Here is a 23,402-nt window from a genome sequence, read left to right on the forward strand (position 1 = left end):
AGGGTAGCTTGGCTGCGGACTTACTTGCGCGCAGGCGGCACATCCGTGCAGCTGCCATGCGCCACTTCCGCCGCCATGCCGATGCTCTCGCCCAGCGTCGGATGCGGGTGGATGGTCTTGCCGATGTCCACTGCGTCCGCACCCATCTCGATAGCCAGCGCGATCTCTCCGATCATGTCGCCCGCGTGGGTGCCGACCATGCCACCGCCCAGGATCTTGCCGTGGCCCCGGCCAGCATGGCCGTCTCCTGATCCTGCTTCGGGGCTGTCGTCGAACAGCAGCTTGGTGAAGCCTTCGTCGCGGCCGTTGGCAATGGCGCGGCCCGGCCGTCCAGGGGAACAGGCCCTTCTTGACCTTGATGCCTTGGGCCTTGGCCTGGTCTTCCGTCAGGCCCACCCAAGCCACTTCAGGGTCGGTGTAGGCCACGCTTGGGATCACGCGGGCGTTGAAGGCGGCGCTTGCCAGCTCTTTGTTGCCTTGCAGTTCACCGGCAATCACTTCTGCCGCCACGTGTGCCTCATGCACCGCCTTGTGCGCCAGCATGGGCTGCCCGACGATGTCGCCGATGGCGAAGATGTGCGGCACGTTGGTGCGCATCTGGATGTCGACGTTGATGAAACCGCGGTCCGTCACAGACACGCCGGCCTTTTCAGCGGCAATCTTCTTGCCGTTGGGCGTGCGGCCCACGGCCTGCAGCACCAGGTCGTACACCTGGGGTTCGGGGGTGGTGCCGCCCTCTTCCGCTGGCGCGAATGTGACCTTGATGCCTTCAGGTGTGGCCTCGGCACCCACGGTTTTCGTCTTCAACATGATGTTGTCGAAGCGCTTGGCGTTCATCTTCTGCCAGATCTTGACCAGGTCGCGGTCGGCGCCCTGCATCAGGCCGTCCATCATTTCCACCACATCCAGGCGTGCGCCCAGGGTGCTGTACACCGTGCCCATTTCCAGGCCGATGATGCCGCCGCCCAGGATGAGCATGCGTTTGGGCACGCCGCTGAGCGCCAGCGCGCCGGTGGAATCGACCACGCGCGGGTCGTTGGGCATGAACGGCAGGCGCACGGCCTGGCTGCCAGCGGCGATGATGGCGCGCTTGAAGGCGATGACCTTCTTGGTGCCCGTCTTCTCCTGGCCCGTGCCGGTGGTTTCTTCCACTTCGAGGTGGTTGGCGCCGACAAAGGCACCGTAGCCGCGAACGGTGGTGACCTTGCGCATTTTGGCCATGGCGGGGTCTCCTCGTTTTCAGTGCAATAAGTGACGGTACGCAAAGCTAGCACTGGCGCGGGGGTGGTCTGGGTAGACCGTTGATTTCATTGACTTTCCTGTTCGCTTTGTAAACGGGTATGGTGGCCTCCCACTTTTGAGGTTCACGATGCAGGGTTGGCACACAACGTTTTGGGGATGCGTGGGCTCCCCGCGATATCAGCGACTTCGAGATGAAGGCATTTTCACCTTCGATGGTGCCGAGCGCGACGCAATCAATGCACGCCGAGGTGATTCCCACAAGCTTGGTCTGGCGCTCCATATTGGTTTCCTGCGCATGAGTGGGCGTTTGCTCGGTGCCTTTCGGGTAATTCCAGTAGCCTTGTGGCGCCACCTTGGCAACGAGCTTGGCATTGCAGCACCAGAAGTCGCCTCGCTGAGAGCCATGTATGAACGCGGGCGCACGCTATTCGATCACCAACAAGTAGCCTGCACGGGGAATTTGTCCATGTTTAGCCGCTAAATCGGAAGAGCCGGCCTACTCGGCCGACCCCTCGCGTGAAGTGTTGAAAGACACCGTGCGGGGCACGTAGCCGGCCACCGACACGCTGCGAGCTGCTGCGGCCGCTGGGGCGGCCTGCTGGGGTGCTGGTGCCGGCCTGGCCGCCGGCGTCGCCCGCTGGGCCACCGTCGCGGGCTGGCTGGGCGTCGAGGCGTGGCCCGGCCTTCGTCACGTCAAGCGTGACGAACCGAGCTTCGAGCCAATCGGCCCACTTCGACGCCTTGCGCATCAAGTCGGCCCGGTACACCGCGTTGTACTGCGGCGTGCGCGAGTGGTAGTTCGCCGCCTTCGTCCAGAGGTCGCCCTTGTCGTTGCGGATGTGCATCCGCAGCCGCCAGGCGGCCAGGTCGAACGAGTAGCAGCCAGCCGCCACATCGTTCGCCGTGATGCCGTATCGGGCCAGGTCGCCCAGGTACGCGGTGTTGAACTGCATCGGGCCAACGTCATGCGTGCCATTCGAGTTGCGCACCCACTGGCCCGGCTTGCCGCCCTCTTTCTCGGCGACGGCCAACACGATGTTGACCGGCACCTCGTACTTGACGGCGGCCGAGATCGAGCAGACGACGCGCTCCTGGAGCTGCGGCGGCAGATCGGCGAAGAACGGCATGCCCTCCCCTCCCTCAGTTCAGCCAGGACTGGCGGCGGCGCTCTTCGTCCTCGCGCCGGATGCGTTCGTTGTACTCGGCCAAGGCGCGGTCATAGTCGCGCGCTTCGACCCAATACCCGCCCCGCTCTGGCGTCCCGACATAGCGCGGCGTGCCGCTGCTGGCGAAGTCGGTGTAGGCGTGGCCGGTGTAGGCCCCGCAGTAGTCAGGCAACTGGTTGCTGATGTACGTGCGCCCATCGTCGTAGCCGCCCGTCCACATCACCAACGTCGAGTTCAGCGACTGCGCGTCGCACCGGCCAGCGCCGCGCGAGATCGCCGACACGAGCGACTGCATTTCCGGCGTCTGGCTCGCCACCGGGCAAAGCTGGAGGAAGTTCAGGCGGGCGCGGATCGTGTCCGACAGCTTGCGCTTCGTGATGTTGAAGTACCGCGACAGCGACGGCGTGCATTCGCTCGGGCGCGTGCCCGACGACAGGCACAGGATCGCCTCGCAGGCCAGGCGCGTGTCGCCGGTCAGCGTCTTGCGCGCTGGCCGTGCCGGCGGTCGATCCGGGCTGCCACGAGGGCGGCCAGGGCAAACAGTTTCTTCTTCATGGTTGGACTCTCCTTGGTTACGCAGTTGTGCCGTCGCGGCCTTGCTCGCGGTTGGCGAACGCAGCTACTTCGGACTCGGGATCGGCATCGGCAGGGCCGCCTGCCAGGCTGTTGTCGCCGAAGCTCGGCGCGGGCTGCTGGTCGGGCACGTCGATGTTCTCGGCCGTGCCGCTTCCTTGCGCCTTGATCGCGGCGGCGATCTTTCCGCCAGTGGTGTCGGCGATCCGCTCGGCTGCGGCTTCGCGCAGGCTCGCGGCTTTGGCCTTGGCAACATCGGCGGTTCCCTTCGCCAAGTTCGCGCCGGCGTCGGCGGCGATGCGGCCGGCCGTGCCGAGGGCCGATGCGGCCGATGCGAGCAAGCCGGGGCCGGTGCTGCCCGGTGCGGCCTGCTGCCCTTGCCCTGCCCCGCCGGCGGGCTTGGGTTCGTTCTTGGCGGCCTTGTCGGCACTGCTGCCGGTGCTGGCCGTCGAGCTGCTGCCCTGGCCGCCGGCGTCGGCTTTGCCGCCGCCCTTATCGCCGCCCTTCGAGCTGCCCGAGCTGCTGCCGGTCGAGGGCTGCCGCCACCGACGAAGAGCCACCGCCGGAGCTGCCGCTAAAGCCCGCAGCCTGAGCGAAGGGCGTGCTGCCGGTGCCGGCGTCGCCGCCGCCGCCCGCACCGCCGCCCGAGCTGCCGCCGCCCGAGAGGCCGACATAACGTCCGTGCCTGCCGACACGTTCTCATTGGCCTTCGAGAAGGCGGCCATGACGGCAGAGGCACCACCGGCGGCCGAGGCTGCGCCGGCGGCCAGAGCGGCGCCGCCGGTCGCGGCCGCTGCTGCTGCCATGCCTGCGGCACAACGCAGCACCTGCACCGAACTGGCCGATGCCGGCACCGCCCACGCTCGCGCCGGTGATGATCCCGGCGATGAGCGGCGGAATCTTGTTGACCAACGCCAAGAGGGATGATGACGACGATCAGCATCACGCCCATTTCCTTGAGGCTGATGCCGGCGCTCATGCGCGAGTAGTAGTCATCGAGGAAGGTCTTGCCGATGCCCACCAGGAGCACCATTGCGAAGAGCTGCGCGGCCACGCCCAGGACGACCTTGTAGTAGTTGATCGCCATGTCGGAAGTCCAGCGCGAACCACCGAAGCCGAGGAAGAACACGCCGCCGTAGGCGAGCACCCACCCGACGCGAGCAGCAGAAGCATATTCACACCGACCAGGGCCAGGATGACCAGGATCGCCACGGCCATGAGGATGCCGGCCATGCTGTCCACCGGCGACCACACCGAGGACTGATCCATCACCTTGTCGAAGATCGCAAAGCCCACGTCCACGATGCCCGAGGGCGACAGAGCATTGCCCAGGCCCGTCGCGTTGCCGGCGAGCTGCCGCAACGACGCATAGATGGACGAGGCGAAGTTAGGGCCGTTGGTTAGCGCCCACCAGAAGAAGCCGGTAAAGATCGTGAAGCGGACGAGCTCCGCGAAGAACTCGCCAATGTCGGCCTTGCGCAAGGCCATCATGCCGAACGTCCAGACCATCGAGATCACAACCAGCGTCCAGAAGAGCCAGGTTGCGGCCGTGGTGATGACACCGGCCCAGCCGCTCGCGGCGGCCTGGTAGCGATCCAGCACGCTATCGAACACGCCGGCGTTGTCGATGGCCGCGTGGGCATCGACCGCGAAGAACGCCAGCCAGACGAACAGCGGCAGGGCGAGGGTTTTTAGATTGGCTGGCATTCTCATCGTCAGCACCTCACCATTCGCGTTTCGGGCTGGGCTTGAAATCCCCACCACGACGCAAGCACAGCGACGAAAAGCCTGCTGGACGCCCTTGTCCTCGATCTTGGCGATGTTCTCGGGCTTGCAGTTCTCGTCGTTCACTTCCGGCATGGGGGCCGTGGCCGGCTTGTTGTCGCAGCCGGCGACCAAGGCCGCCACGAGGGCGGCCGAGGCCAAGGACAGAGCCTTGATTGCTTTCATGAATCCCCCTTACCAGGTGCGCGCCGGGCTGGCCCGGTAGCTGCCCTGGCGCAGTTGTGCGGCCGCTGCCGCCTGCTGGGCTTCCTTGTCGGCGTCGGCCTGCATCTTGGTTGCCATCGCGTTCTGCTGCGCGATCAGCAGGCCACGAATCTGCAAGAGCTGGTTGGCCTGCTGGCTGGCGAGCTGGTTGGCGTAGCCGATGGCCTGCATTTGGCCCTGCGCGCCCTGCGCTGCCGATTGAAGACGCTGCAACGTCGCTGCATCGGCCGTGAGATTCGTTTGCTGCCTATCGAGGCCCTTGAACAAGGCATCGTTGGCCTTCTTCTGCGACTCGCTCGCGAGCTGGGCCACATTCCGAAGTGCTGCGCGTTCCGCGTCGGAGCACCCTGCCGCCGTAAAGCACGGCGAGTTCTTGTAGTAGTTCACGTCCTGGAGCTGCCGATGTAGCTGTCCAGGCTGCCGAGTTGGGTCTTGTAGTAATCCAGCGTGTTGACCGCGTTCATCAACCCGTTGATGGTCGATTGCGCCTGATCCCAGATATACGCGGCCGGGGCCATCGTGTTCTGGAGTTGGTTTTGATACTGCTGGAGCTGGGTGCTGTACTGCTCAATTTGCTTGAGCGTCTGGGCCACCGATTCGATGGCCGTCATGATGTTCTGCGACAGGTTGGTGCCGTCGATGACGGGGATGCCAGCCTGCACAGGTGTGACCGCCAGCGTGCTCGAAACAGCAATGACGAGGGCCAATTTAGCGGCTAAAAACTTCGGCTTCATGGTGCTTTTCTCCTATGGCGTTAGTAATCGAAGGAACGGTACGGCTTGGAAAACGTCATGTCCTTCGTGACCACGACGTTGAAGCGATACCCCGGCCGAATTTCCAGCGTCGGCGAAATGCTCAGGTTCTTGGCGATGAGTTGCGCCGTAACCTGGCCGAGCTGCTGGCCGAGGGCTTCGCTTAGGGCACTGCTGGCGCTCGGTGCGCCATAGGTGTTTGTGGCCTGGTTCTGGCGTTGGCTGTAGGTGATGCCTGCTGTCACGCCGGACATGAGGAAGGCCGAGCCGAACAGGCGCACATAGTGGTTGTTCACCTGGTCGTGGAAGCCCGCGTATCCCGCGCTGTCCGCGCCTGGCATCGCGCCAATGTCCATCGCCTTGCCATCGGGGAACACGATGCGTTGCCACGCAACCAGCACGCGCGCTTGACCGTAGGCCACGTCGCTCGAATACGAGCCGACGAGGCGCGATCCCTGCGGGATCAACAGGTGCTTGCCGGTCGGTGTGTCGTACACGTCCTGCGCGACCTGGGCCATGATTTGGCCCGGCAGATCGGAGTTGATGCCCGAAATGAGCGTGGCCGGCACGACGAAGCCCGCGCGCAGCTCGAACGGTGTGCGCGGCGCTTCCGGCTGCGAATCCAGCTTCCAGCGGTCGCCCTGCCCACCTTGGCCGAACTGCGCCATGCTGTTGCGCCCGCCGCCGCTGGTCGAGGTTTGCAGGAGCTGCGGCGCACCGCCCGCGCCCATGCCGCCGGCGGCCGACCGCGCCGCCACCACCGACGCCCATGCCGCAGATCTGCGCCAGGCGTGCTTGATAGGCGGCGGTCGGATCGTTGCTGCGCTGCGCGTCGATTTGCTGCTGCACCGCTGCGATGCGGTTCAGCATTTCATCGCGCGTCTGCGGCGTGCCGGTGTAGGTGCTCGGGCCACCCGGCGCGGAGCCGTTGCTACGCGGGGCATCCACGCGCACGGTGGTCTTGGCCTTCACGGCTTCGCCGAACATCTGCATCTTCGCCATGCGGATGCGCTGGGCCTCGTCGTCGTTCACCGGCTGGCCCGGGTTGCCGGGTTGGCCGGCGGGGCCGGCGGCGCGTCCGGGTTGGACGGCCGCGCGATCTCCAGCGGAGCCGACGCCGGGCCGGTCGGCATGTCGGGCACCTTGAGCGGGCTTGCCGGCTCGATCAAGCCGCCGGTCTTGTCGCCTGCGATCTCCTTGGCGAACATCGACGTGTTGCCGGCCTTCTCCTTGGGGCCGTCCGCCGGCGCGTTCTGCTTGGCCGCGCGATCCGCCGCGACCAGGGCCATGACCAGCACGAACGACAGCAGGACGCCGCCGAGGATGTACATGGGCATGTTGTTGACGCGACGGACGCCCGCCTTCTTGGACACTTCGCCAGGCGAAGCGTCAGGTGCCATCTGATCGGCGTTTTCTGTCATGGCGTCACTCCTTGCGCACAGTACCCGGCCGGCGCGAACGTGCCGTTTTGCGCCAGGTAAGGGCGGGTGATGGATTGATTGCCGACCATCAAGGTCAGGCGGTACAGGTTCGAGTCGCCAGCCTGGTCGAGCACGTAGCGCAACGGCAGGCCGCCCGACGCGGCCGTGGTGGCCGGTGCGCTCGCCTGCGATGCCGCCGAGGCCGGGGCCTGCGTGGAAGCGCCGGCGGGGCGTACTCAGGAGGGCATAGCCCTTGTCGCGCAGCGACTTGACGAGCGCCTGGCCGAACGGATCGGGCGTCGGCTGTTGCAGCTCCAGGCGCGTGCGCGCCGGCGCGTACAGCGTGGCGAGCTGCTGCACCGCGTCGGTGGCGAGCTTCTGCTGATCGAGCGCGGCCGACTGGACGAAGTTGCCGTACTGGCTGGTGGTTGCGCAGCCGCCGAGGCCAGGGCGAGGGCGAGCAGCGCAGAGAGACGATCTTGCGCATGGTCACTTCCTCCGGCTGATGGTCACGCGGTCTTGGCTACTGCCAACACCGGCAATCAGGATCGCGCGGTCAAACACCGTGTCCACGATGTAGCGATTGCCCTGCACGCGGTAATTGACCAGCACCGTTTCGTCGTCGGTGAACAAGCCGCCCTCTTTGCGCACGACCAGGAGCGTCGGCGCTTCGGTCTGCTGCATCGTGCCGGGCATTTCGATGATGGTCTTGCGGCCATCGTTGTAGACGCGCACAGGCTTCCAGCTCGCCGACCCGGACAGCTCATAGTCGAACGAGAGATCGCCCAGGTACTCGCCCGTCGCCGGCAGGGTGTTGTCGGTGCGTTCCTGCTTCTCGCGGCGCTGGATCGCGTCCCACTTGGCTTGCGCTTCCTCGGGGTACGTGAACGAGACTTGCGGCATGTACTCGGTGCGATGCGAGCGCAGGCGGAAGTGGTAGCTGCGGCGGTTCGTGGTCACAACCAGGCTGGTTTCGAGGCCCACGTCCATCGGCTTGATGATGAGGTGCTGAACCTCGGTCGCGCCGCTGCCGGTGATGGCCGGTTCCACCGTCCACCTGGCCGTGTCGCCCAGGTTGATCGAGTTCACTTGTTCGCCGGGCTGCAAGGCCACGTCGCACACCTGGAGCACCGCGCAAACGATGCTCGGCTGCTGCGCCGTACACGAACTGATGGCACCGCCCGAGCCGGCCACCGGCGATGCCGGTCGCCGACCCCGCTTCCCACCGTTTGGCGATGGCGAGCGCCGCGCGCTCTTGAGCGGTCAGCGTCGGGTTGGTCTTGTTGAAATACTTGTCGGCAATGTCGTCGCCAGGGGCGGCCAGAGCCAGGAGGGCACCGCCACAGCAGCGCCCACGATCAAAGCGGAGAGGGTTTTCTTCATGGTGGATGACCTCGAATTCATTGGATGCGGGACCAGGGTAATCACGCACGTAGATGCTCAACGGGTTGTTCCGCAGTTGCTCATCGGTGGTGTTGGGCGTGACCTCGGCGATGTAGGTAGTCACGAGCGCGCGCCAGGTGACGGGCTGACCTTTCAGCGTGCCTTGGCGGTCGCGCGTGGTTTCCACCCTCGACTTGCCAGGTGTCGGGCGTTTGCGGGATGACGGTCTTGATCTCGACGCTGACCATTTCCTTCTCGGCGCGCTTGAACGGGCTGGAATCGGGCGTGCCGTTCAACCACTCGTTCATCTTTGGCGTCGCCGGATCGTTGGGGCGAGCATCGAGTACGCCTTGAACGCACTTGCGCTGCAAGGCCACGTCAGGCGACACCATGCGCGCGCAGCTCATCCAGTCCGCAACGGCGGCGTGGATGACACGCGGATCGGCCTTCCTGCGGCCTGCACCGGGCCGGCGGCCACCGTCTGGCCCAGCTTGTCCACCTCGACCACGTAGGGGATGAGCTCGACTGGCTGCCGATGTGGATCACGCCACCCACGCCGGCCAGCGCGATCAACAGCGACAGGATGCCTATCACCTGCCAGGTTTGGCGCTGCGAGACGACGCTGCCCACGTGATCGTTCCAGGTGCGGCGCGCGGCCAGGTAGGGTTCTCGGCCTCGCCCGCACGGCGGCCGCCGGCGAGCAGTTCCTTCGAGCGGCGCGGATCGCGCGGCTCGGCGGAGTTGGCGGGCTTCTTGAAGATCAAGCCCTTGAGGGTGTCGGCGATGCTCATGCGGCCTCCAGGTAGTCGTTGAGATTCAGCCCACGGCCGGCCAGCCACTCATGCACCCATTCGTGGCCGAGCGGCTTCGAGGCTCTTGATGGTGGCGACCGATTCCTTGTCGGACGCACCGACGAAGGCCAGAGCCATCGGCCCCAGGGCAAGGTCATAGAGACGGCGGCCGTTCTCCGAGACGTAGTAGTACTGACGCTTCGGAATGGCAGTCGCCAGGATTTCGATCTGACGCGCGTTGAGGCCCATACGGCGATAGAGCGCCGATGTGTCCTCATCCCTGGCGTAGACGTTAGGCAGGAAAATCTTGGTCGCGGTCGATTCCACGATCACGTCCAAGATGCCCGAGTTGGCCGCGTCGGAGGGCTTTGCGTCGCCATCAGCACAAGGCAGTTGGCCTTGCGCAGCACCTTGAGCCATTCCCTGATCTTGGCGCGGAACGCGGGGTGGCCCAGCATCAACCAGGCTTCGTCCAGGATGATGACGGAGGGCTGGCCTTTCAGTGCGCGCTCGATGCGGCGGAACAGGTAGAGCAGCACCGGCAGCGCAGCTTCTCGCCCAGGTTCATCAGCTCTTCGATCTCGAACACCGTGAAGTCGGACAGCGACAGGCCGTCCTCTTCGGCGTCGAGCAGGTGGCCCATCGAGCCGTCCACCGTGTACTGCTTGATGGCCTCGCGGATCGCCTCGTCCTGAATCGTCACCGAGAACGGAGAGCGTGCGCGCGCCGCTGGCGTGCATGCTCATGATCGCGTTGCCGATCTCGTTGCGCTGCGCCGGCGTGGTGTTGACGCCGTTCAACGCCAGGATGGTGTCGATCCACTCCATCGCCCAGGCCCTATCCCCCTTCGTTTCGAGGAACTGGAGCGGGCAGAACGCCAGGCGGTCATCGTCGGCGGCCACCGTGAAATGCAGGCCGCTCTTGCCCTTCGTGGCCGCGCGGATGCCGGCCGAGTGGGTACATCGACATGCCCTTGTCGAAGGCGTAGATCGACATGCCGGCGTAGCGACGGAGCTGCGCGGCGATGATGCCCAGGTGCGTCGATTTGCCTGCGCCGGTCGGGCCGAACATGAAGGTGTGGCCCAGGTCGCGCACGTGCAGGTTCAGGCGGAACGGCGTAGCGCCCACCGTCACGCAGTGCATGAGCGCCGGCGACAGCGGCGGGTACATCGGGCACGGAGCCGTGGCGCTGCCCGTCCAGATCGAGCTTGTCGGCAGCAGGTCGGCCAGGTTCATCGTGTTGATGAGCGGCCGGCGCACGTTCTCGACGCCGTGGCCGGGCAAGCTGCCCAGGTACGCATCGAGCGTGTTGATCGTCTCGATACGGGCCGCGAAGGCCAGGCGGTTGACGGCCTTCTCGACCAGGAGCGCGGAGGCCGCCAGGCGCTCCCGATCCTCGTCCATCAGCACGACTACGCTGGTGTAGTAGCCGGCCGCCACCAAGCCGCTGTTGACCTCGGCGATGGCCGCCTCGGCGTCGCCGACCATCGCGGCCGCGTCCTGGTTGATCGAGCCGGTATTCGTGTTGAACACCTGATCGAAGAAGCCGCGAATCTTCTGCTTCCACTTCTTGCGGGCTTGTCCAGGTGCTTCAAGGACTCGTGCTGATCCATGAAGATGAAGCGGCTCGACCAGCGGTATTCGCTGGGCAGCTCGGCCAGGGCCGAGAGCACCCCAGGCGTTGACTCAAGGGGAAGCCTTCGATGGCGACCACCTGGATGAACTTGCGCCCGATCTTGGGCACGACGCCGCCCACAGCTCTTGCCCGCCGATTACCGCATCGAGGTACATCGGATTGCTGGGCAGCATGACCGGGTGATGGAGGCCCGTCACGCAGAACTGCAACCAGCTCAGGAAGTCATCGTGCGTGACTTCCTGCCCTCTTCCGACACGACTTTTGGCCGCGCAGGCATCTTGTTGCCGAGGACAGGCGCGATTCCAGGCTGGTGATCTCGCGCTTGAACTGCGCAATCAGGCCCGTAGTGCGCGCCGTATGGTCGGGAGCCACCGCATCGTCATCGAACATGAGTTCGACAAACTTGCGCTGGGCCAGCACTGGCGGGAACCACGTGACGGTCAGGACAAAGTAGCCCTCGAACATCGCGCCCAGGCCCTCGAACAAGCGCCGGCGTTCCTCGTCAATGGCGAAGAGCGGGTCGGGGAACGATGACACGCCCGCTCCGAGTAGTTCGGCGCAGGCCGACGCACAGCATCGACATGCACCATCCAGCCGTTCCCCAGGCCCGCCAGGGCCTGGTTGATGGAACGACACCATTTCCCGCTGTTCCTCGGTGCTGCTGGCGTTGTCATCACCCTTGTACAGCCAGGCGGCCATAAAGGAGCCGTTCTTGCCCACGATCACGCCGTCATCGACCACGGCGGCGTAATTGAGCAGATCGGCCAGGCCGGCATCCTTGGCGCGATGCTTCTTGAGCTTCAGCTCGGCATCGACAGCCCGGATGCGGGCAAAGAGGATGAGCAACAGAACCGCACCGAGCACAGCAATGGCAATTGCGATTGCTTCGATCATTTGTATTGCTTCCCTTGACTCGGCGTGTTGTCACGGAAGGGCGTGCTGCGAGCCGGGTAGTACGGCTTGTACCGGCGGTGCCGCAGGTACACGTGTCGCAGCTTCGGATCGGCCTTCGCCATGAGGCGCAGCGCGAAGAGCGCGCCGAACCACAAGGCGATGCCGAACACCGTTGCCCTCACTTCTTGGGCGCTGAAAATCAGCGCGCCGGCCAGCAGGCCGAACATCACCAGCTCGATCCCCGCCCATGAACAGGTTTTCTCGGTTGCCGGCCCTACGGATGGGGATCGCGCGCAGAGCCATGACTTACCCGCGATGTGGCCGCGCTCGGCAGCGCATGACGGCTTCGCCGGGGAAGCCGGCCACGTCCAGCGCGGCGACCTTGACCTGGTGCAGCGCGCCATCGGTCAGGGCGGCGATTTCCGCGCCACGGCCGAAGAACGTGCTCATCATGTTCTGCGCGCCGACCAGCAGGAGCCATGACCAGGACGATGAAGATCAACGTGCGGAAGAAGCCGTTGAGTTCGCCGCCGAAGATCAGGATGCCGCCGGCGACCACGATGCCGATGATCGACAGCGCGAAGGCCACCGGGCCGGTGACGGAGTTGCGGAGGTTGGTCAGCCAGCTCTCATACGGCAGAGAGCCGCCGGTGCCCTCGGAGGCGAATGCGTGCTGGGGGGCCAGCAGGAAGAACGCCAGGAGGGCGAAGAGGCCCATGTAGAACAGGGCGTTGCGGTTGAGGCGGAATGCCGGGAAGGTTGCTTGCATTGGTCGTAACTCCTAGTCAGAGGGTTTTGGTGATGTACTGGCCGTTGGCGAACCCGGAAACCTCCAAGATTTCCTGGATGCGCCGCGAGCCTTCGACGCGGGCGATATGAACAACCACGTGAACCGCCTCGCCGATAAGCGGTTCAATGGGTTTCGGGGAATCGGGGTGCATGCTGATGAGCATGGCGAGCCGATCCAATCCAGCTTTGGCGTTGTTTGCGTGCAGGGTTGCAGCACCTCCTTCGTGCCCGGTGTTCCAGGCCATCAACAGATCAAGGGCTTCGGGGCCGCGCACCTCGCCGACCAGGATTCGGTCGGGGCGCATGCGGAGGGTGGTTTTCAGCAGCGCCGTCATGTTCACGTCGATGCTGGTGTGGTACTGGACGTAGTTCTCGGCGGCGCACTGGATTTCGCCGGTGTCCTCGATGATGAAAACCCGCTCGGTCGGGTCTTGAATCACCATCTCGTTGATGATCGCGTTCACCAGCGTGGTCTTGCCCGAGCCGGTGCCGCCGATCACAAGGATGTTCCGGTGCGCGCGCACCGCTGCAATCAATGCCTCGCGCTGCGGCGCGGTCATGATTCCGCGTTCGACGTACTGATCGAGCGTGAAGATGGCGACGGCCTTCTTCCGAATGGCGAAGGTGGGTGCGGGCACAACCGGCGGGAGCTGGCCGGCGAAGCGACTGCCATCAAGGGGCAGCTCGCCTTCCAGGATCGGCTTGGAGCGCGTGACTTCCTTGCCGTGGTAGCCCGCGATGGTTTCGATGATGGCTTGCGCCTGCGCGACGCGCAGCGTGCCGATGCACTTCATCGGCTCGCCCAGGCGTTCGAGCCAGAGCTTGCCGTCCGCGTTGAGCATGATTTCAACGGTCTTGGGATCGTTGAGGGCGGCCAGCTCCGGCCCCATGTCGCGTTCGAGCTTCTTCTTCGCCCGTTCCTTGATGCTGTTGTGTTCTGGTTTCTGGTCGGTCATTCCGTATGCCCTGTATGCCGTTGCGTTTCGCGCATTCTACACAGGTTCATACGATATACCGAACTAATTTCGACCGCAACACCGAAGCGCACAAGGGTGACTTCGGCCGCGACGTTGCATCGCGGATTGCAGGGGCGAAAGAGGCGACAACGCGGCGCATGCTCCGTGCGCCCTCGCGCCGAACCCGTGGCGTTTGCGTTATGGGTTGTCCGGGGGTTGAGCCACCCCGGCGGGCTTTAGCGGCTAAAACTTGGCTGGCTCTTGTGGCTCAGTTCCGCGCCGCTTCCCTTCCCTTCTCACATCCTGGCGTCAACTCCCTCTAAGTTTCTTCCTTGTCGCTTCGCCCCACTTCTTGACGATGAACGCCTGGTGTTCTGGCAGCACGGCCGCCACGCGCTCGAAGCCTGGCGGCAGGCTTCGGGGTGCCTTGCCGCCGGCCAGGGTGTCAAGGGCTTCTTTGTCCAGGTCGGTCGATTCAAGCAGGAGCGGCAGGGGAGTTTCAAGGGCCTGCGCAATGTCCTCCATCACCTTTAGGGAGGGGTTGGCTTTGCCAGTAGTGAGATCGGACAGGAAGGAGATCGAAACCCCCGACCTGTCCGATAGCTCCTTTTTCGTCATGTGCCGCTCATCGAGCAGCCGGAGCACGTTCGTGAAGAAGATGTAGTTGTACAAGGCCCGTATGCCTTCTCGGTGCGGGCGGCAGAAAATTTTAGCCGCTAAAGTTCTTGACCACGGACGCAGGTTTAGCTAAACTGACGACTCCATTAGCGAAAGGAGCATGACGAATGAGCCACAACCTGTTCCAGTTTATCGGTAATCTTACCCGCGATACCGACGTTCGCCATAGCGAAAACAGCGCCCGCGCCGTTTTCGACCTGGCTGTCAATCGCGTGTGGCGCAACGCAGCCGGTGCGAAGCAGGAGCAGACGGACTTCTTCCGCATCAAGTCGTTCGGCGGCCTGGCCGAGAACGCGGGCAAGTACCTGGGCAAAGGCTCCAAGGTGTTCGTCCAGGGCCGCATCGAGCCGACGAAGTACGAGAAGGACGGCAAGACCGAATACGGCTTCGATTTCATCGCCGAGGAAATCGAATACCTGGACACCAAAGCGCCAGGCGGCGGCCAGTAAGGCCAGGCCCGGCCACGGCCGGGCAGTATGCTAGGAGGGAGATTAGATGCAGAACGAGTTCAACGAGCAGGAATACAGGCGCAAGCTCATCGAGGGCGGGCTTAGCGAAGCCGACGCCACCGACCTTGCCGCCCGTACCGCCGCCGCTCGCAGGGACTCGGGCAGCGCCGGCGGGGCCTTCCGCCCCGCCGGTTCCCTCTTCGAGCTGCCGGCCACGGCCGGCGACAACGAGGCGGCTTTGCCGCCGAAGCTACCGACGCCGGCAAGTGCCGCCGTCGAGCGATCCGAGCGCATGGCGCAGGAATCGGCCGAGCTTGCGCGCACGATGGGCCTGCCGCCCGAACCGCGCACCGCCGTGAACAAGATGGCCGAGCAGATCGGCGCGCTGGCCCAGGACAAACGGAGTAGTGCGATGGCGACCAAGAAGCGAACGGCCGGCGGTGAGCTGGCCGAGAAGGTCAGCGAGGCCAAGCAGACGGCCTTGCTCAAGCACACGAAGCAGCAGATCAAGGACATGCAGCTCTCGCTGTTCGACCTGGCTCCCTGGCCGGATCACATGCGGGCACTGCCCAACGACTTCGGGCGGTCGGCGATCTTCACCGTCCGCAACAAGAAGGTGCCGCGCGCCGCGCTGCAAGGCCAGTCGATCTACCACGTCAACAAAGACGTGGAGATCACCTACCGGGATCGAGCTGCGCGCCGACGACGACGAGCTGGTATTCGCCCAGGTGCTGGGTACGCGAAGCGCACCGCGCTCGAGAGCCGGTTTCCTTCACGTTCTACGAGCTTTGCCAGGACTTGGACTGGTCAATCAACGGTCGGTACTACACAAGGGCCGAGGAATGCCTGACGCGGCTCCAGGCGTCGGCCATGCAGTTCTCATCCCAACGCATCGGCCGGCTCAGATCGGTGTCGCTGATCCGGCGCTTCCGCGTCCTGGATCGCGGCAAGCGCACGTCGCGCTGCCAGGTCGAGATCGACGCCGAAATCGTGGTGCTGTTCGCCGGCGACCACTACACGAAATTCGTGTGGGAGAAGTACCGCAAGCTGTCGCCCACCGCGCGGCGCATGTTCGACTACTTCGCCACCCACAAGGAGCCGTACCCGCTCAAGCTGGAGACGTTCCGGCTGATGTGCGGCTCGGATTCCACCCGGCCGAAGAAGTGGCGCGAGCAGGTAGGCGAAGCGTGCGACGAGCTGCGCGAAAACGGCCTGGTCGAAAGTGCGTGGGTGAACGACGACCTGGTGCATTGCAAGCGGTGATCGCCCCCCTGCCCTCCCCTGGAGCCGCCCGAGATCGAGGCGGCTTTTTTTCTCGAGCATCGCCACTTCCGGCGAGGCAGGGGTCGTCTCAGAAAACGGAAAATAAAGCACGCTAAGGCATAGCCGAACCTGCCAAGCTTGCTCCACCCTGTAGTGACGCGATCAGCGGGCAGGAAACGTTCCCCCTTCGCGCATGGCAGGCGCACACCAACTCAGACAGCACGGCCTCCATGCGCGCCAGGTCAGCCATTTTCTCGCGCACGTCCTTGAGCTTGTGCTCGGCCAGACTGCTGGCTTCCTCGCAATGGGTGCCATCCTCCAGCCGCAGCAGCTCGGCGATCTCATCCAGGCTGAAGCCCAGCCGCTGGGCTGATTTCACGAAGCGCACCCGCGTTACATCCGCCTCGCCATAGCGGCGGATGCTGCCATAGGGCTTGTCAGGCTCCAGCAACAAGCCCTTGCGCTGATAGAAACGGATGGTCTCCACATTGACCCCGCCGCCTTGGCGAAAACGCCAATGGTCAGGTTCTCCAAATTGTTTTCCATATCGCTTGACTCCGTACATGAGTACGGATAAGGTTACGCTATCAATTTCAATTCGAAAGGACAAGCGCATGTCTGAACCAAAAACCGGGCGCGGCGCGCTCTTCACTGGAGGGCTTGCCGCCATCCTCGCCTCGGCTTGCTGCCTCGGGCCGTTGGTTCTGATCGCCTTGGGGTTCAGCGGCGCTTGGATCGGCAACTTGGCGGTGTTGGAACCCTATCGCCCCATCTTTATCGGCGTGGCGCTGGTGGCGTTGTTCTTCGCCTGGCGGCGCATCTACCGGCAGGCAGCGGCCTGCAAACCGGGTGAGGTCTGCGCGATTCCCCAAGTGCGAGCTACTTACAAGCTCATTTTCTGGATCGTGGCCGCGCTGGTTCTGGTCGCGCTCGGATTTCCCTACGATGCCATTTTCTACTGATCGGAGTTCACCATGAAGAAACTGTTTGCCTCCCTCGCCCTCGCCGCCGTTGTTGCCCCGTCTGGGCCGCCACCCAGACCGTCACGCTGTCCGTACCGGGCATGACCTGCTCCGCCTGCCCGATCACTGTCAAGAAGGCGATTTCCAAGGTCGAAGGCGTCAGCAAAGTTGACGTGACTTTCGAGACACGCCAAGCGGTCGTCACCTTCGACGATGCCAAGACCAGCGTGCAGAAGCTGACCAAGGCAACCGCAGACGCGGGCTATCCGTCCAGCGTCAAGCAGTGAGTCACTGAAAACGGCACCGCAGCACAACGGACGTCATTGTCTGGCGCCACAAACGATAAAGGATCTGTTGCATGACCCATCTAAAAATCACCGGCATGACTTGCGACTCGTGCGCGGCGCACGTCAAGGAAGCGCTGGAAAAAGTGCCAGGCGTGCAGTCGGCGCTGGTGTCCTATCCGAAGGGCACAGCGCAACTCGCCATCGTGCCGGGCACATCGCCGGACGCGCTGACTGCCGCCGTGGCCGGACTGGGCTACAAGGCAACGCTAGCCGATGCGCCACTGGCGGACAACCGCGTCGGACTGCTCGACAAGGTGCGGGGATGGATGGCCGCCGCCGAAAGCACAGTGGCAACGAGCCCCGGTGCAGGTAGCGGTCATTGGCAGCGGTGGAGCCGCGATGGCGGCGGCGCTGAAGGCCGTCGAGCAAGGCGCGCAGGTCACGCTGATCGAGCGCGGCACCATCGGCGGCACCTGCGTCAATGTCGGCTGTGTGCCGTCCAAGATCATGATCCGCGCCGCCCACATCGCCCATCTGCGCCGGGAAAGCCCGTTCGATGGCGGTATTGCGGCAACTGTGCCTACGATTGACCGCAGTAAGCTGCTGGCCCAGCAGCAGGCCCGCGTCGACGAACTGCGGCACGCCAAGTACGAAGGCATCCTGGGCGGTAATCCGGCCATCACCGTTGTGCACGGTGAGGCGCGCTTCAAGGACGACCAGAGCCTTACCGTCCGTTTGAACGAGGGTGGCGAGCGCGTCGTGATGTTCGACCGCTGCCTGGTCGCCACGGGTGCCAGCCCGGCGGTCCCGCCGATTCCGGGCTTGAAAGAGTCACCCTACTGGACTTCCACCGAGGCCCTGGCGAGCGACACCATTCCCGAACGCCTTGCCGTAATCGGCTCGTCGGTGGTGGCGCTGGAGCTGGCGCAAGCCTTTGCCCGGCTGGGCAGCAAGGTCACGGTCCTGGCGCGCAATACCTTGTTCTTCCGTGAAGACCCGGCCATCGGCGAGGCGGTGACAGCCGCTTTCCGTGCCGAGGGCATCGAGGTGCTGGAGCACACGCAAGCCAGCCAGGTCGCCCATATGGACGGTGAATTCGTGCTGACCACCACGCACGGTGAATTGCGCGCCGACAAACTGCTGGTTGCCACCGGTCGGACACCGAACACGCGCAGCCTCGCGCTGGACGCAGCGGGGGTCACTGTCAATGCGCAAGGTGCCATCGCCATCGACCAAGGCATGCGCACGAGCAACCCGAACATCTACGCGGCCGGCGACTGCACCGACCAGCCGCAGTTCGTCTATGTGGCGGCAGCGGCCGGCACCCGTGCCGCGATCAACATGACCGGCGGCGATGCGGCGCTCGACCTGACCGCAATGCCGGCCGTGGTGTTCACCGATCCGCAAGTGGCGACCGTGGGCTACAGCGAGGCGGAAGCCCACCACGACGGGATCGAGACCGACAGCCGCACCTTGACCTTGGACAACGTGCCGCGTGCGCTCGCCAACTTCGACACACGCGGCTTCATCAAGTTGGTTATCGAGGAAGGCAGCCATCGGCTGATCGGCGTACAGGCGGTCGCGCCGGAAGCGGGTGAACTGATCCAGACGGCGGCTCTGGCCATTCGCAACCGCATGACGGTGCAGGAACTGGCCGACCAGTTGTTCCCCTGACGATGGTCGAGGGGTTGAAGCTCGCGGCGCAGACCTTCAACAAGGATGTGAAGCAGCTTTCCTGCTGCGCCGGGTGAGAAAAAGGAGGTGTTCAATGAACGCCTACACGGTGTCCCGGCTGGCTCTTGATGCCGGGGTGAGCGTGCATATCGTGCGCGACTACCTGCTGCGCGGATTGCTGCGCCCGGTGGCGTGCACACAGGCGGCTACGGCTTGTTCGATGACGCCGCCTTGCAGCGGCTGTGCTTCGTGCGGGCGGCCTTCGAGGCGGGCATCGGCCTCGACGCGCTGGCGCGGCTGTGCCGGGCGCTGGATGCGGCGGACGGCGACGAAGCGGCCGCGCAGCTTGCCCTGCTGCGTCAGTTCGTCGAGCGTCGGCGCGAAGCGTTGGCCGATCTGGAAGTGCAGTTGGCCACCCTGCCGACCGAGCCGGCACAGCACGCGGAGAGTCTGCCATGAACAACCCGAGCGCTTGCCGTCCGAGACGCACAAACCGATCACCGGCTACCTGTGGGGCGGACTGGCTGTGCTGACTTGCCCTGCCACCTGCCCATCCTCGCTGTCGTGCTGGCCGGCACAACCGCCGGTGCTTTCCTCGGCGAGCATTGGGTCATCGCGGCGCTCGGTTTGACCGGCCTGTTCCTTCTGTCCCTGTCGCGGGCGTTGCGGGCATTCAGGGAAGAGAATGAGCGCTTTCCGGCCGGATGGATGGACGACGCCGGAACTGGCCCAAGCGGTCGAGCGCGGGCAGCTTGAACTGCACTACCAGCCCGTCGTCGATCTGCGCAGTGGTGGGATTGTCGGCGCGGAAGCCCTGTTGCGCTGGCGTCATCCGACGCGGACTATTGCCACCGGGCCAGTTCCTGCCCGTGGTCGAATCGTCCGGCCTGATGCCTGAAATCGGCGCTTGGGTGCTGGGCGAAGCCTGCCGCCAGATGCGTGACTGGCGAATGCTGGCATGGCGACCGTTCCGGCTGGCCGTCAATGTTTCGGCGAGCCAGTGGGACCGGACTTCGACGGGTGGGTAAAGGGCGTGCTGGCTGATGCCGAGTTGCCCGCCGAGTATCTCGAAATCGAGCTGACCGATCGGTCGCGTTTGGTGATCCGGCGATCTTCCCGCCCTGGACGCCTTGCGGCAGATCGGTGTGCGCTTCGCCGCCGATGACTTCGGGACGGGGTATTCCTGTCTGCAACATCTGAAGTGCTGCCCAATCAGCACGCTCAAGATCGACCAATCGTTTGTCGCCGGGCTCGCCAACGACCGCCGCGACCAAACCATCGTGCACACCGTGATTCAGCTTGCGCACGGGCTGGGCATGGATGTGGTGGCTGAAGGCGTGGAAACATCGGCGAGTCTTGATCTATTGCGACAAGCGGACTGCGACACAGGACAAGGCTTCCTGTTCGCGAAGCCAATGCCGGCGGCGGCATTCGCCGTCTTCGTCAGTCAATGGAGGGGTGCCACCATGAATGCAAGTGACTCGACCACCACCAGTTGCTGCGTGTGCTGCAAGGAAATCCCGCTCGATGCCGCCTTCACCCCGGAAGGCGCGGAATACGTCGAGCACTTCTGCGGGTTGGAGTGTTATCAACGCTTCGAAGCGCGTGCCAAGACAGGGAACGAAACCGATGCCGATCCGAACGCCTGCGACTCGCTACCGTCAGATTGAGGCATACCCTAACCGGATGTCAGGGTAGACTGCCTCACAACGTCAGAATAGAGTCGGTTGTGTTATTTATTGACACTAGCTGAAAAGGTCATAGATTTCTTCCTGACATTTTCGTCCAGGGAGGCATCTTGCAGGGTCAACGCATCGGCTACGTCCGGGTCAGCAGCTTCGACCAGAACCCGGAACGGCAACTTGAACACGTCGAAGTCGGCAAGGTGTTCACCGACAAGGCGTCGGGCAAGGACACAGCGGCCCGAGCTTGATTCGCTGCTGGCCTTCGTGCGCGAAGGCGACACCGTGGTGGTTCACAGCATGGATCGCTTGGCGCGCAACCTCGATGACTTGCGCCGCCTCGTGCAAAAGCTCACCAAGCGCGGCGTGCGCATCGAGTTCGTCAAGGAGAGCCTGACCTTCACCGGCGAGGATTCGCCGATGGCGAACCTGATGCTGTCGGTCATGGGGGCGTTCGCTGAATTCGAGCGGGCCTTGATCCGCGAGCGGCAGAGAAGGCATCGCGCTCGCCAAGCAACGCAGCCTACCGGGGCCGCAAAAGCGCTGTCGCCCGAACAGGTAGCCGATCTGCGGCAGCGGGCCGCCGCCGGCGAACAAAAAGCGAAGCTGGCCCGCGAGTTTGGTGTCAGCCGGGAGACCCTGTATCAATACTTGAGAGCGGATCAGTAAATATGCCACGTCGTTCCATTCTGTCCGCCGCCGAGCGGGAAAGCCTGTTGGCGTTGCCGGATACCAAGGACGACTTGATCCGATACTACACGTTCAGCGATACCGACCTCTCCATCATCCGGCAACGGCGCGGGCCTGCGAACCGCTGGGCTTTGCAGTTCAGCTCTGCTACCTGCGCTTTCCCGGCATCCTCCTTGGCGTCGATGAGCCGCCGTTTCCGCCCTGCTGAAACTGGTCGCCGACCAGCTCAAGGTCAGTGTCGGGGTCTCCTCGTTTTCAGTGCAATAAGTGACGGTACGCAAAGCTAGCACTGGCGCGGGGGTGGTCTGGGTAGACCGTTGATTTCATTGACTTTCCTGTTCGCTTTGTAAACGGGTATGGTGGCCTCCCACTTTTGAGGTTCACGATGCAGGGTTGGCACACAACGTTTTTGGGGATGCGTGGGCTCCCCCGCGATATCAGCGACTTCGAGATGAAGGCATTTTTCACCTTCGATGGTGCCGAGCGCGACGCAATCAATGCACGCCGAGGTGATTCCCACAAGCTTGGTCTGGCGCTCCATATTGGTTTCCTGCGCATGAGTGGGCGTTTGCTCGGTGCCTTTCGGGTAATTCCAGTAGCCTTGTGGCGCCACCTTGGCAACGAGCTTGGCATTGCAGCACCAGAAGTCGCCTCGCTGAGAGCCATGTATGAACGCGGGCGCACGCTATTCGATCACCAACAAGTAGCCTGCACGGTCCTTGGATTCCAGTGGATGAGCGAGCACCAGCGCCGCTCACTGGTACGTGAACTGCGCGACGAAGTGGCGCGCTGCGCCGACCGCGATCAGCTACTCGTGCGGGCGCGTCAATGGCTGTACAAGAACAAGCTGGTGATCGTGCACGAGCGGGCAATTCGGACACTGATTGCGGCGGCACGCCCAGCGAAGTTGAAACAGGCACCGCCATCGCCGCCAGCGTTGATCCAGCAACACTTGATCGCTGGCGAGCCTCAGTTCAGACTGCGCCCAGATGGACAAACCCAGCAGAGTTGGCTATGGGCTGCACCGGCGAAACACTCAACCCGCCAAATCAGCGAGGTACTGGAGCGCATCGACCTGCTTTACACGCTGGACGTTCATAAGCACCTGGCAGACATCCCCGATCTCATCTTGCGCCGCTACGCGCGCCGACTTGTCTCCAGGCCGCCCTCAGCCGGAGCCAAGATCAAAGAGCCAGCGCGCACCGTGGAGGTCGCATGCTTTCTTCGGTATTGCCTGTTCACCACCACAGACCAGTTGATCCTTATGGTGCAGCGCCGGATCGCCGATCTGTGGCGTCAGGGCTGCCGCCGATGTCCCCACTACCGTCAATTGGGCCGCAATGTACAAAACGCTGCTCGGCGAGCTGTTGCCTTGAGCGCGCAAGGTGCAGGTGCCAGATGCTGAGTTGCGTGCCCGTCTTGAAGCCTTGATCACCGAAACCCAGAAACGCAAACCACCGAGCAGGGCCTCCCTGGTCCGCGAGGAGTTGATTGATGGAATTCGCCCCGTGCGGTCGTTGCTCGTCGCCATTGCAAAGCTGCCCTGGCAGGTACCGGCGAGCATCCTGCCATCGAAGTACCTTGCCAAGCTGCAAGCTTTATATCTCAAAGGATCCAGAAAGCTGCCAGTTGAAGTGGGTGGCACCAAGTCTGGGAATGATCTGGCGGGTTTCGATCTCCAGCCCAGACCGGGAACGGGCGTTTCAGGCGTTGGAGGTGGCCACCCTGTTTGCCCTGCGCCGCGCGGTGCCTCAATGGCTCGGTCTGGATTGAGCACAGCCTGAGCTTTCCGGGGTCGTGCGCGCTTGTTCTTCACGGACGAGCGTTGGCAGGCAGGGTCCAAGAAACACTATGCCCGTCTATCGTTACCCAGCAAGGCTGCCACTTTCTTGAAGCCTTTGCTGGCCAGTAACTGCCGGTGTCGATGCGGTGGCCGCTGCAGCCCAGTGGCGTACGCGTGGATGATGAAGCTCCATTTGTCGCCATTGCCGCAGAGGGACGAAGACCCAGAAGTGACCAAGCTGCGCGCGGCTTTGGATCACCGCATCGGTGAGGTTCAATGCCGGAAGTGATTCTGGCCGTTGACGCCCAGGTGCGCTTAGCTGGATCATGCTCGGACGTGAGC

At 63.9% G+C, this 23,402-nt stretch carries 7 protein-coding genes and 23 pseudogenes; 13 read left to right on the top strand and 17 right to left on the bottom strand.

Annotated elements, in window-relative coordinates:
* Positions 1-20 precede the first annotated feature (20 nt).
* Positions 21-1,233, bottom strand: a pseudogene (locus tag IG197_RS35920) (NAD(P)/FAD-dependent oxidoreductase); the annotation flags it as partial.
* 136 nt (positions 1,234-1,369) lie between these two features.
* Here IG197_RS35920 and IG197_RS35925 point away from each other — a divergent pair.
* A pseudogene (locus IG197_RS35925) lies at positions 1,370-1,696 on the top strand (DUF4158 domain-containing protein); the annotation flags it as partial.
* 42 nt (positions 1,697-1,738) lie between these two features.
* On the opposite strand, the pseudogene IG197_RS35930 reads toward IG197_RS35925, so the two are convergent.
* The 15 genes and pseudogenes from IG197_RS35930 to IG197_RS35995 form a co-directional block, all read right to left on the bottom strand.
* Positions 1,739-2,369 (bottom strand): annotated as a pseudogene (locus IG197_RS35930) (transglycosylase SLT domain-containing protein).
* A 13-nt stretch (positions 2,370-2,382) separates the two neighbouring features.
* Complete coding sequence (locus tag IG197_RS35935; protein ID WP_371746643.1) at positions 2,383-3,027, bottom strand: TrbM/KikA/MpfK family conjugal transfer protein; 645 nt, start codon at positions 3,025-3,027, stop codon at positions 2,383-2,385.
* Positions 2,981-4,694, bottom strand: a pseudogene (gene trbL / locus IG197_RS35940) (P-type conjugative transfer protein TrbL). Before trbL ends, IG197_RS35935 begins: the two are co-directional and overlap by 47 nt.
* A 123-nt stretch (positions 4,695-4,817) precedes the next feature.
* A pseudogene (gene trbK, locus IG197_RS36625) lies at positions 4,818-4,931 on the bottom strand (entry exclusion lipoprotein TrbK); the annotation flags it as partial.
* 9 nt (positions 4,932-4,940) lie between these two features.
* A pseudogene (trbJ, locus tag IG197_RS35950) lies at positions 4,941-5,704 on the bottom strand (P-type conjugative transfer protein TrbJ).
* 20 nt (positions 5,705-5,724) lie between these two features.
* Positions 5,725-7,143 (bottom strand): annotated as a pseudogene (locus tag IG197_RS35955) (TrbI/VirB10 family protein).
* 4 nt (positions 7,144-7,147) lie between these two features.
* Positions 7,148-7,630 (bottom strand): annotated as a pseudogene (locus tag IG197_RS35960) (conjugal transfer protein TrbH).
* Positions 7,631-7,632: 2 nt separating this feature from the next.
* Positions 7,633-8,526: pseudogene (gene trbG / locus IG197_RS35965) on the bottom strand (P-type conjugative transfer protein TrbG).
* A 17-nt stretch (positions 8,527-8,543) separates the two neighbouring features.
* Positions 8,544-9,186 (bottom strand): annotated as a pseudogene (locus IG197_RS35970) (conjugal transfer protein TrbF).
* Positions 9,117-9,317 (bottom strand): hypothetical protein, encoded by a 201-nt coding sequence (locus IG197_RS37085; protein ID WP_371746636.1) that lies wholly within the window; start codon positions 9,315-9,317, stop codon positions 9,117-9,119. Before IG197_RS37085 ends, IG197_RS35970 begins: the two are co-directional and overlap by 70 nt.
* Positions 9,314-11,847: pseudogene (locus IG197_RS35975) on the bottom strand (VirB4 family type IV secretion/conjugal transfer ATPase). Before IG197_RS35975 ends, IG197_RS37085 begins: the two are co-directional and overlap by 4 nt.
* Positions 11,844-12,150, bottom strand: a pseudogene (locus tag IG197_RS35980) (conjugal transfer protein TrbD). Before IG197_RS35980 ends, IG197_RS35975 begins: the two co-directional pseudogenes overlap by 4 nt.
* A 5-nt stretch (positions 12,151-12,155) precedes the next feature.
* Positions 12,156-12,616 (bottom strand): annotated as a pseudogene (gene trbC, locus IG197_RS35985) (conjugal transfer system pilin TrbC); the annotation flags it as partial.
* A gap of 16 nt (positions 12,617-12,632) precedes the next feature.
* Complete coding sequence (gene trbB, locus IG197_RS35990) at positions 12,633-13,592, bottom strand: P-type conjugative transfer ATPase TrbB (protein WP_192321917.1); 960 nt, start codon at positions 13,590-13,592, stop codon at positions 12,633-12,635.
* Positions 13,593-13,901: 309 nt separating this feature from the next.
* On the bottom strand, positions 13,902-14,264 hold the full coding sequence (locus tag IG197_RS35995) for a transcriptional regulator (protein WP_011114045.1): 363 nt from the start codon (positions 14,262-14,264) through the stop codon (positions 13,902-13,904).
* Between the two features lie 113 nt (positions 14,265-14,377).
* Between IG197_RS35995 and IG197_RS36000 the strand changes: the two genes are divergently transcribed.
* Together IG197_RS36000 and trfA are read left to right on the top strand one after the other, a co-directional pair.
* Positions 14,378-14,719 (top strand): single-stranded DNA-binding protein, encoded by a 342-nt coding sequence (locus IG197_RS36000; protein ID WP_000019167.1) that lies wholly within the window; start codon positions 14,378-14,380, stop codon positions 14,717-14,719.
* A 46-nt stretch (positions 14,720-14,765) separates the two neighbouring features.
* A pseudogene (gene trfA, locus IG197_RS36735) lies at positions 14,766-15,982 on the top strand (plasmid replication initiator TrfA).
* Between the two features lie 112 nt (positions 15,983-16,094).
* On the opposite strand, the pseudogene merR reads toward trfA, so the two are convergent.
* Positions 16,095-16,528: pseudogene (gene merR, locus IG197_RS36010) on the bottom strand (Hg(II)-responsive transcriptional regulator).
* A 68-nt stretch (positions 16,529-16,596) separates the two neighbouring features.
* Between merR and merT the strand changes: the two are divergent.
* The 10 genes and pseudogenes from merT to IG197_RS36055 all read left to right on the top strand — a co-directional run.
* Positions 16,597-16,944, top strand: a complete 348-nt coding sequence (gene merT, locus IG197_RS36015; protein WP_192321919.1) for a mercuric ion transporter MerT — start codon at positions 16,597-16,599, stop codon at positions 16,942-16,944.
* A 12-nt stretch (positions 16,945-16,956) separates the two neighbouring features.
* Positions 16,957-17,231: pseudogene (gene merP, locus IG197_RS36020) on the top strand (mercury resistance system periplasmic binding protein MerP).
* A 71-nt stretch (positions 17,232-17,302) separates the two neighbouring features.
* Positions 17,303-18,982, top strand: a pseudogene (merA, locus tag IG197_RS36025) (mercury(II) reductase).
* A gap of 17 nt (positions 18,983-18,999) precedes the next feature.
* Positions 19,000-19,364 (top strand): annotated as a pseudogene (gene merD, locus IG197_RS36030) (mercury resistance co-regulator MerD).
* A gap of 13 nt (positions 19,365-19,377) precedes the next feature.
* Positions 19,378-19,661: pseudogene (merE, locus tag IG197_RS36035) on the top strand (broad-spectrum mercury transporter MerE).
* A pseudogene (locus IG197_RS36040) lies at positions 19,591-20,260 on the top strand (EAL domain-containing protein); the annotation flags it as partial. The pseudogenes merE and IG197_RS36040, both read left to right, overlap by 71 nt.
* Before the next feature lie 111 nt (positions 20,261-20,371).
* A complete protein-coding gene (locus IG197_RS36630; protein WP_045890798.1) occupies positions 20,372-20,575 on the top strand; it encodes a DUF3330 domain-containing protein in 204 nt (67 codons plus the stop codon).
* Between the two features lie 128 nt (positions 20,576-20,703).
* Positions 20,704-21,256, top strand: a pseudogene (locus IG197_RS36045) (recombinase family protein).
* A gap of 2 nt (positions 21,257-21,258) precedes the next feature.
* A pseudogene (locus IG197_RS36050) lies at positions 21,259-21,517 on the top strand (DUF4158 domain-containing protein); the annotation flags it as partial.
* A 145-nt stretch (positions 21,518-21,662) separates the two neighbouring features.
* Positions 21,663-23,402, top strand: a pseudogene (locus tag IG197_RS36055) (DUF4158 domain-containing protein); the annotation flags it as partial.

It is taken from the genome of Aminobacter sp. SR38 (assembly GCF_014843375.1).
Classification (GTDB): Bacteria; Pseudomonadota; Alphaproteobacteria; order Rhizobiales; family Rhizobiaceae; genus Aminobacter; species Aminobacter ciceronei.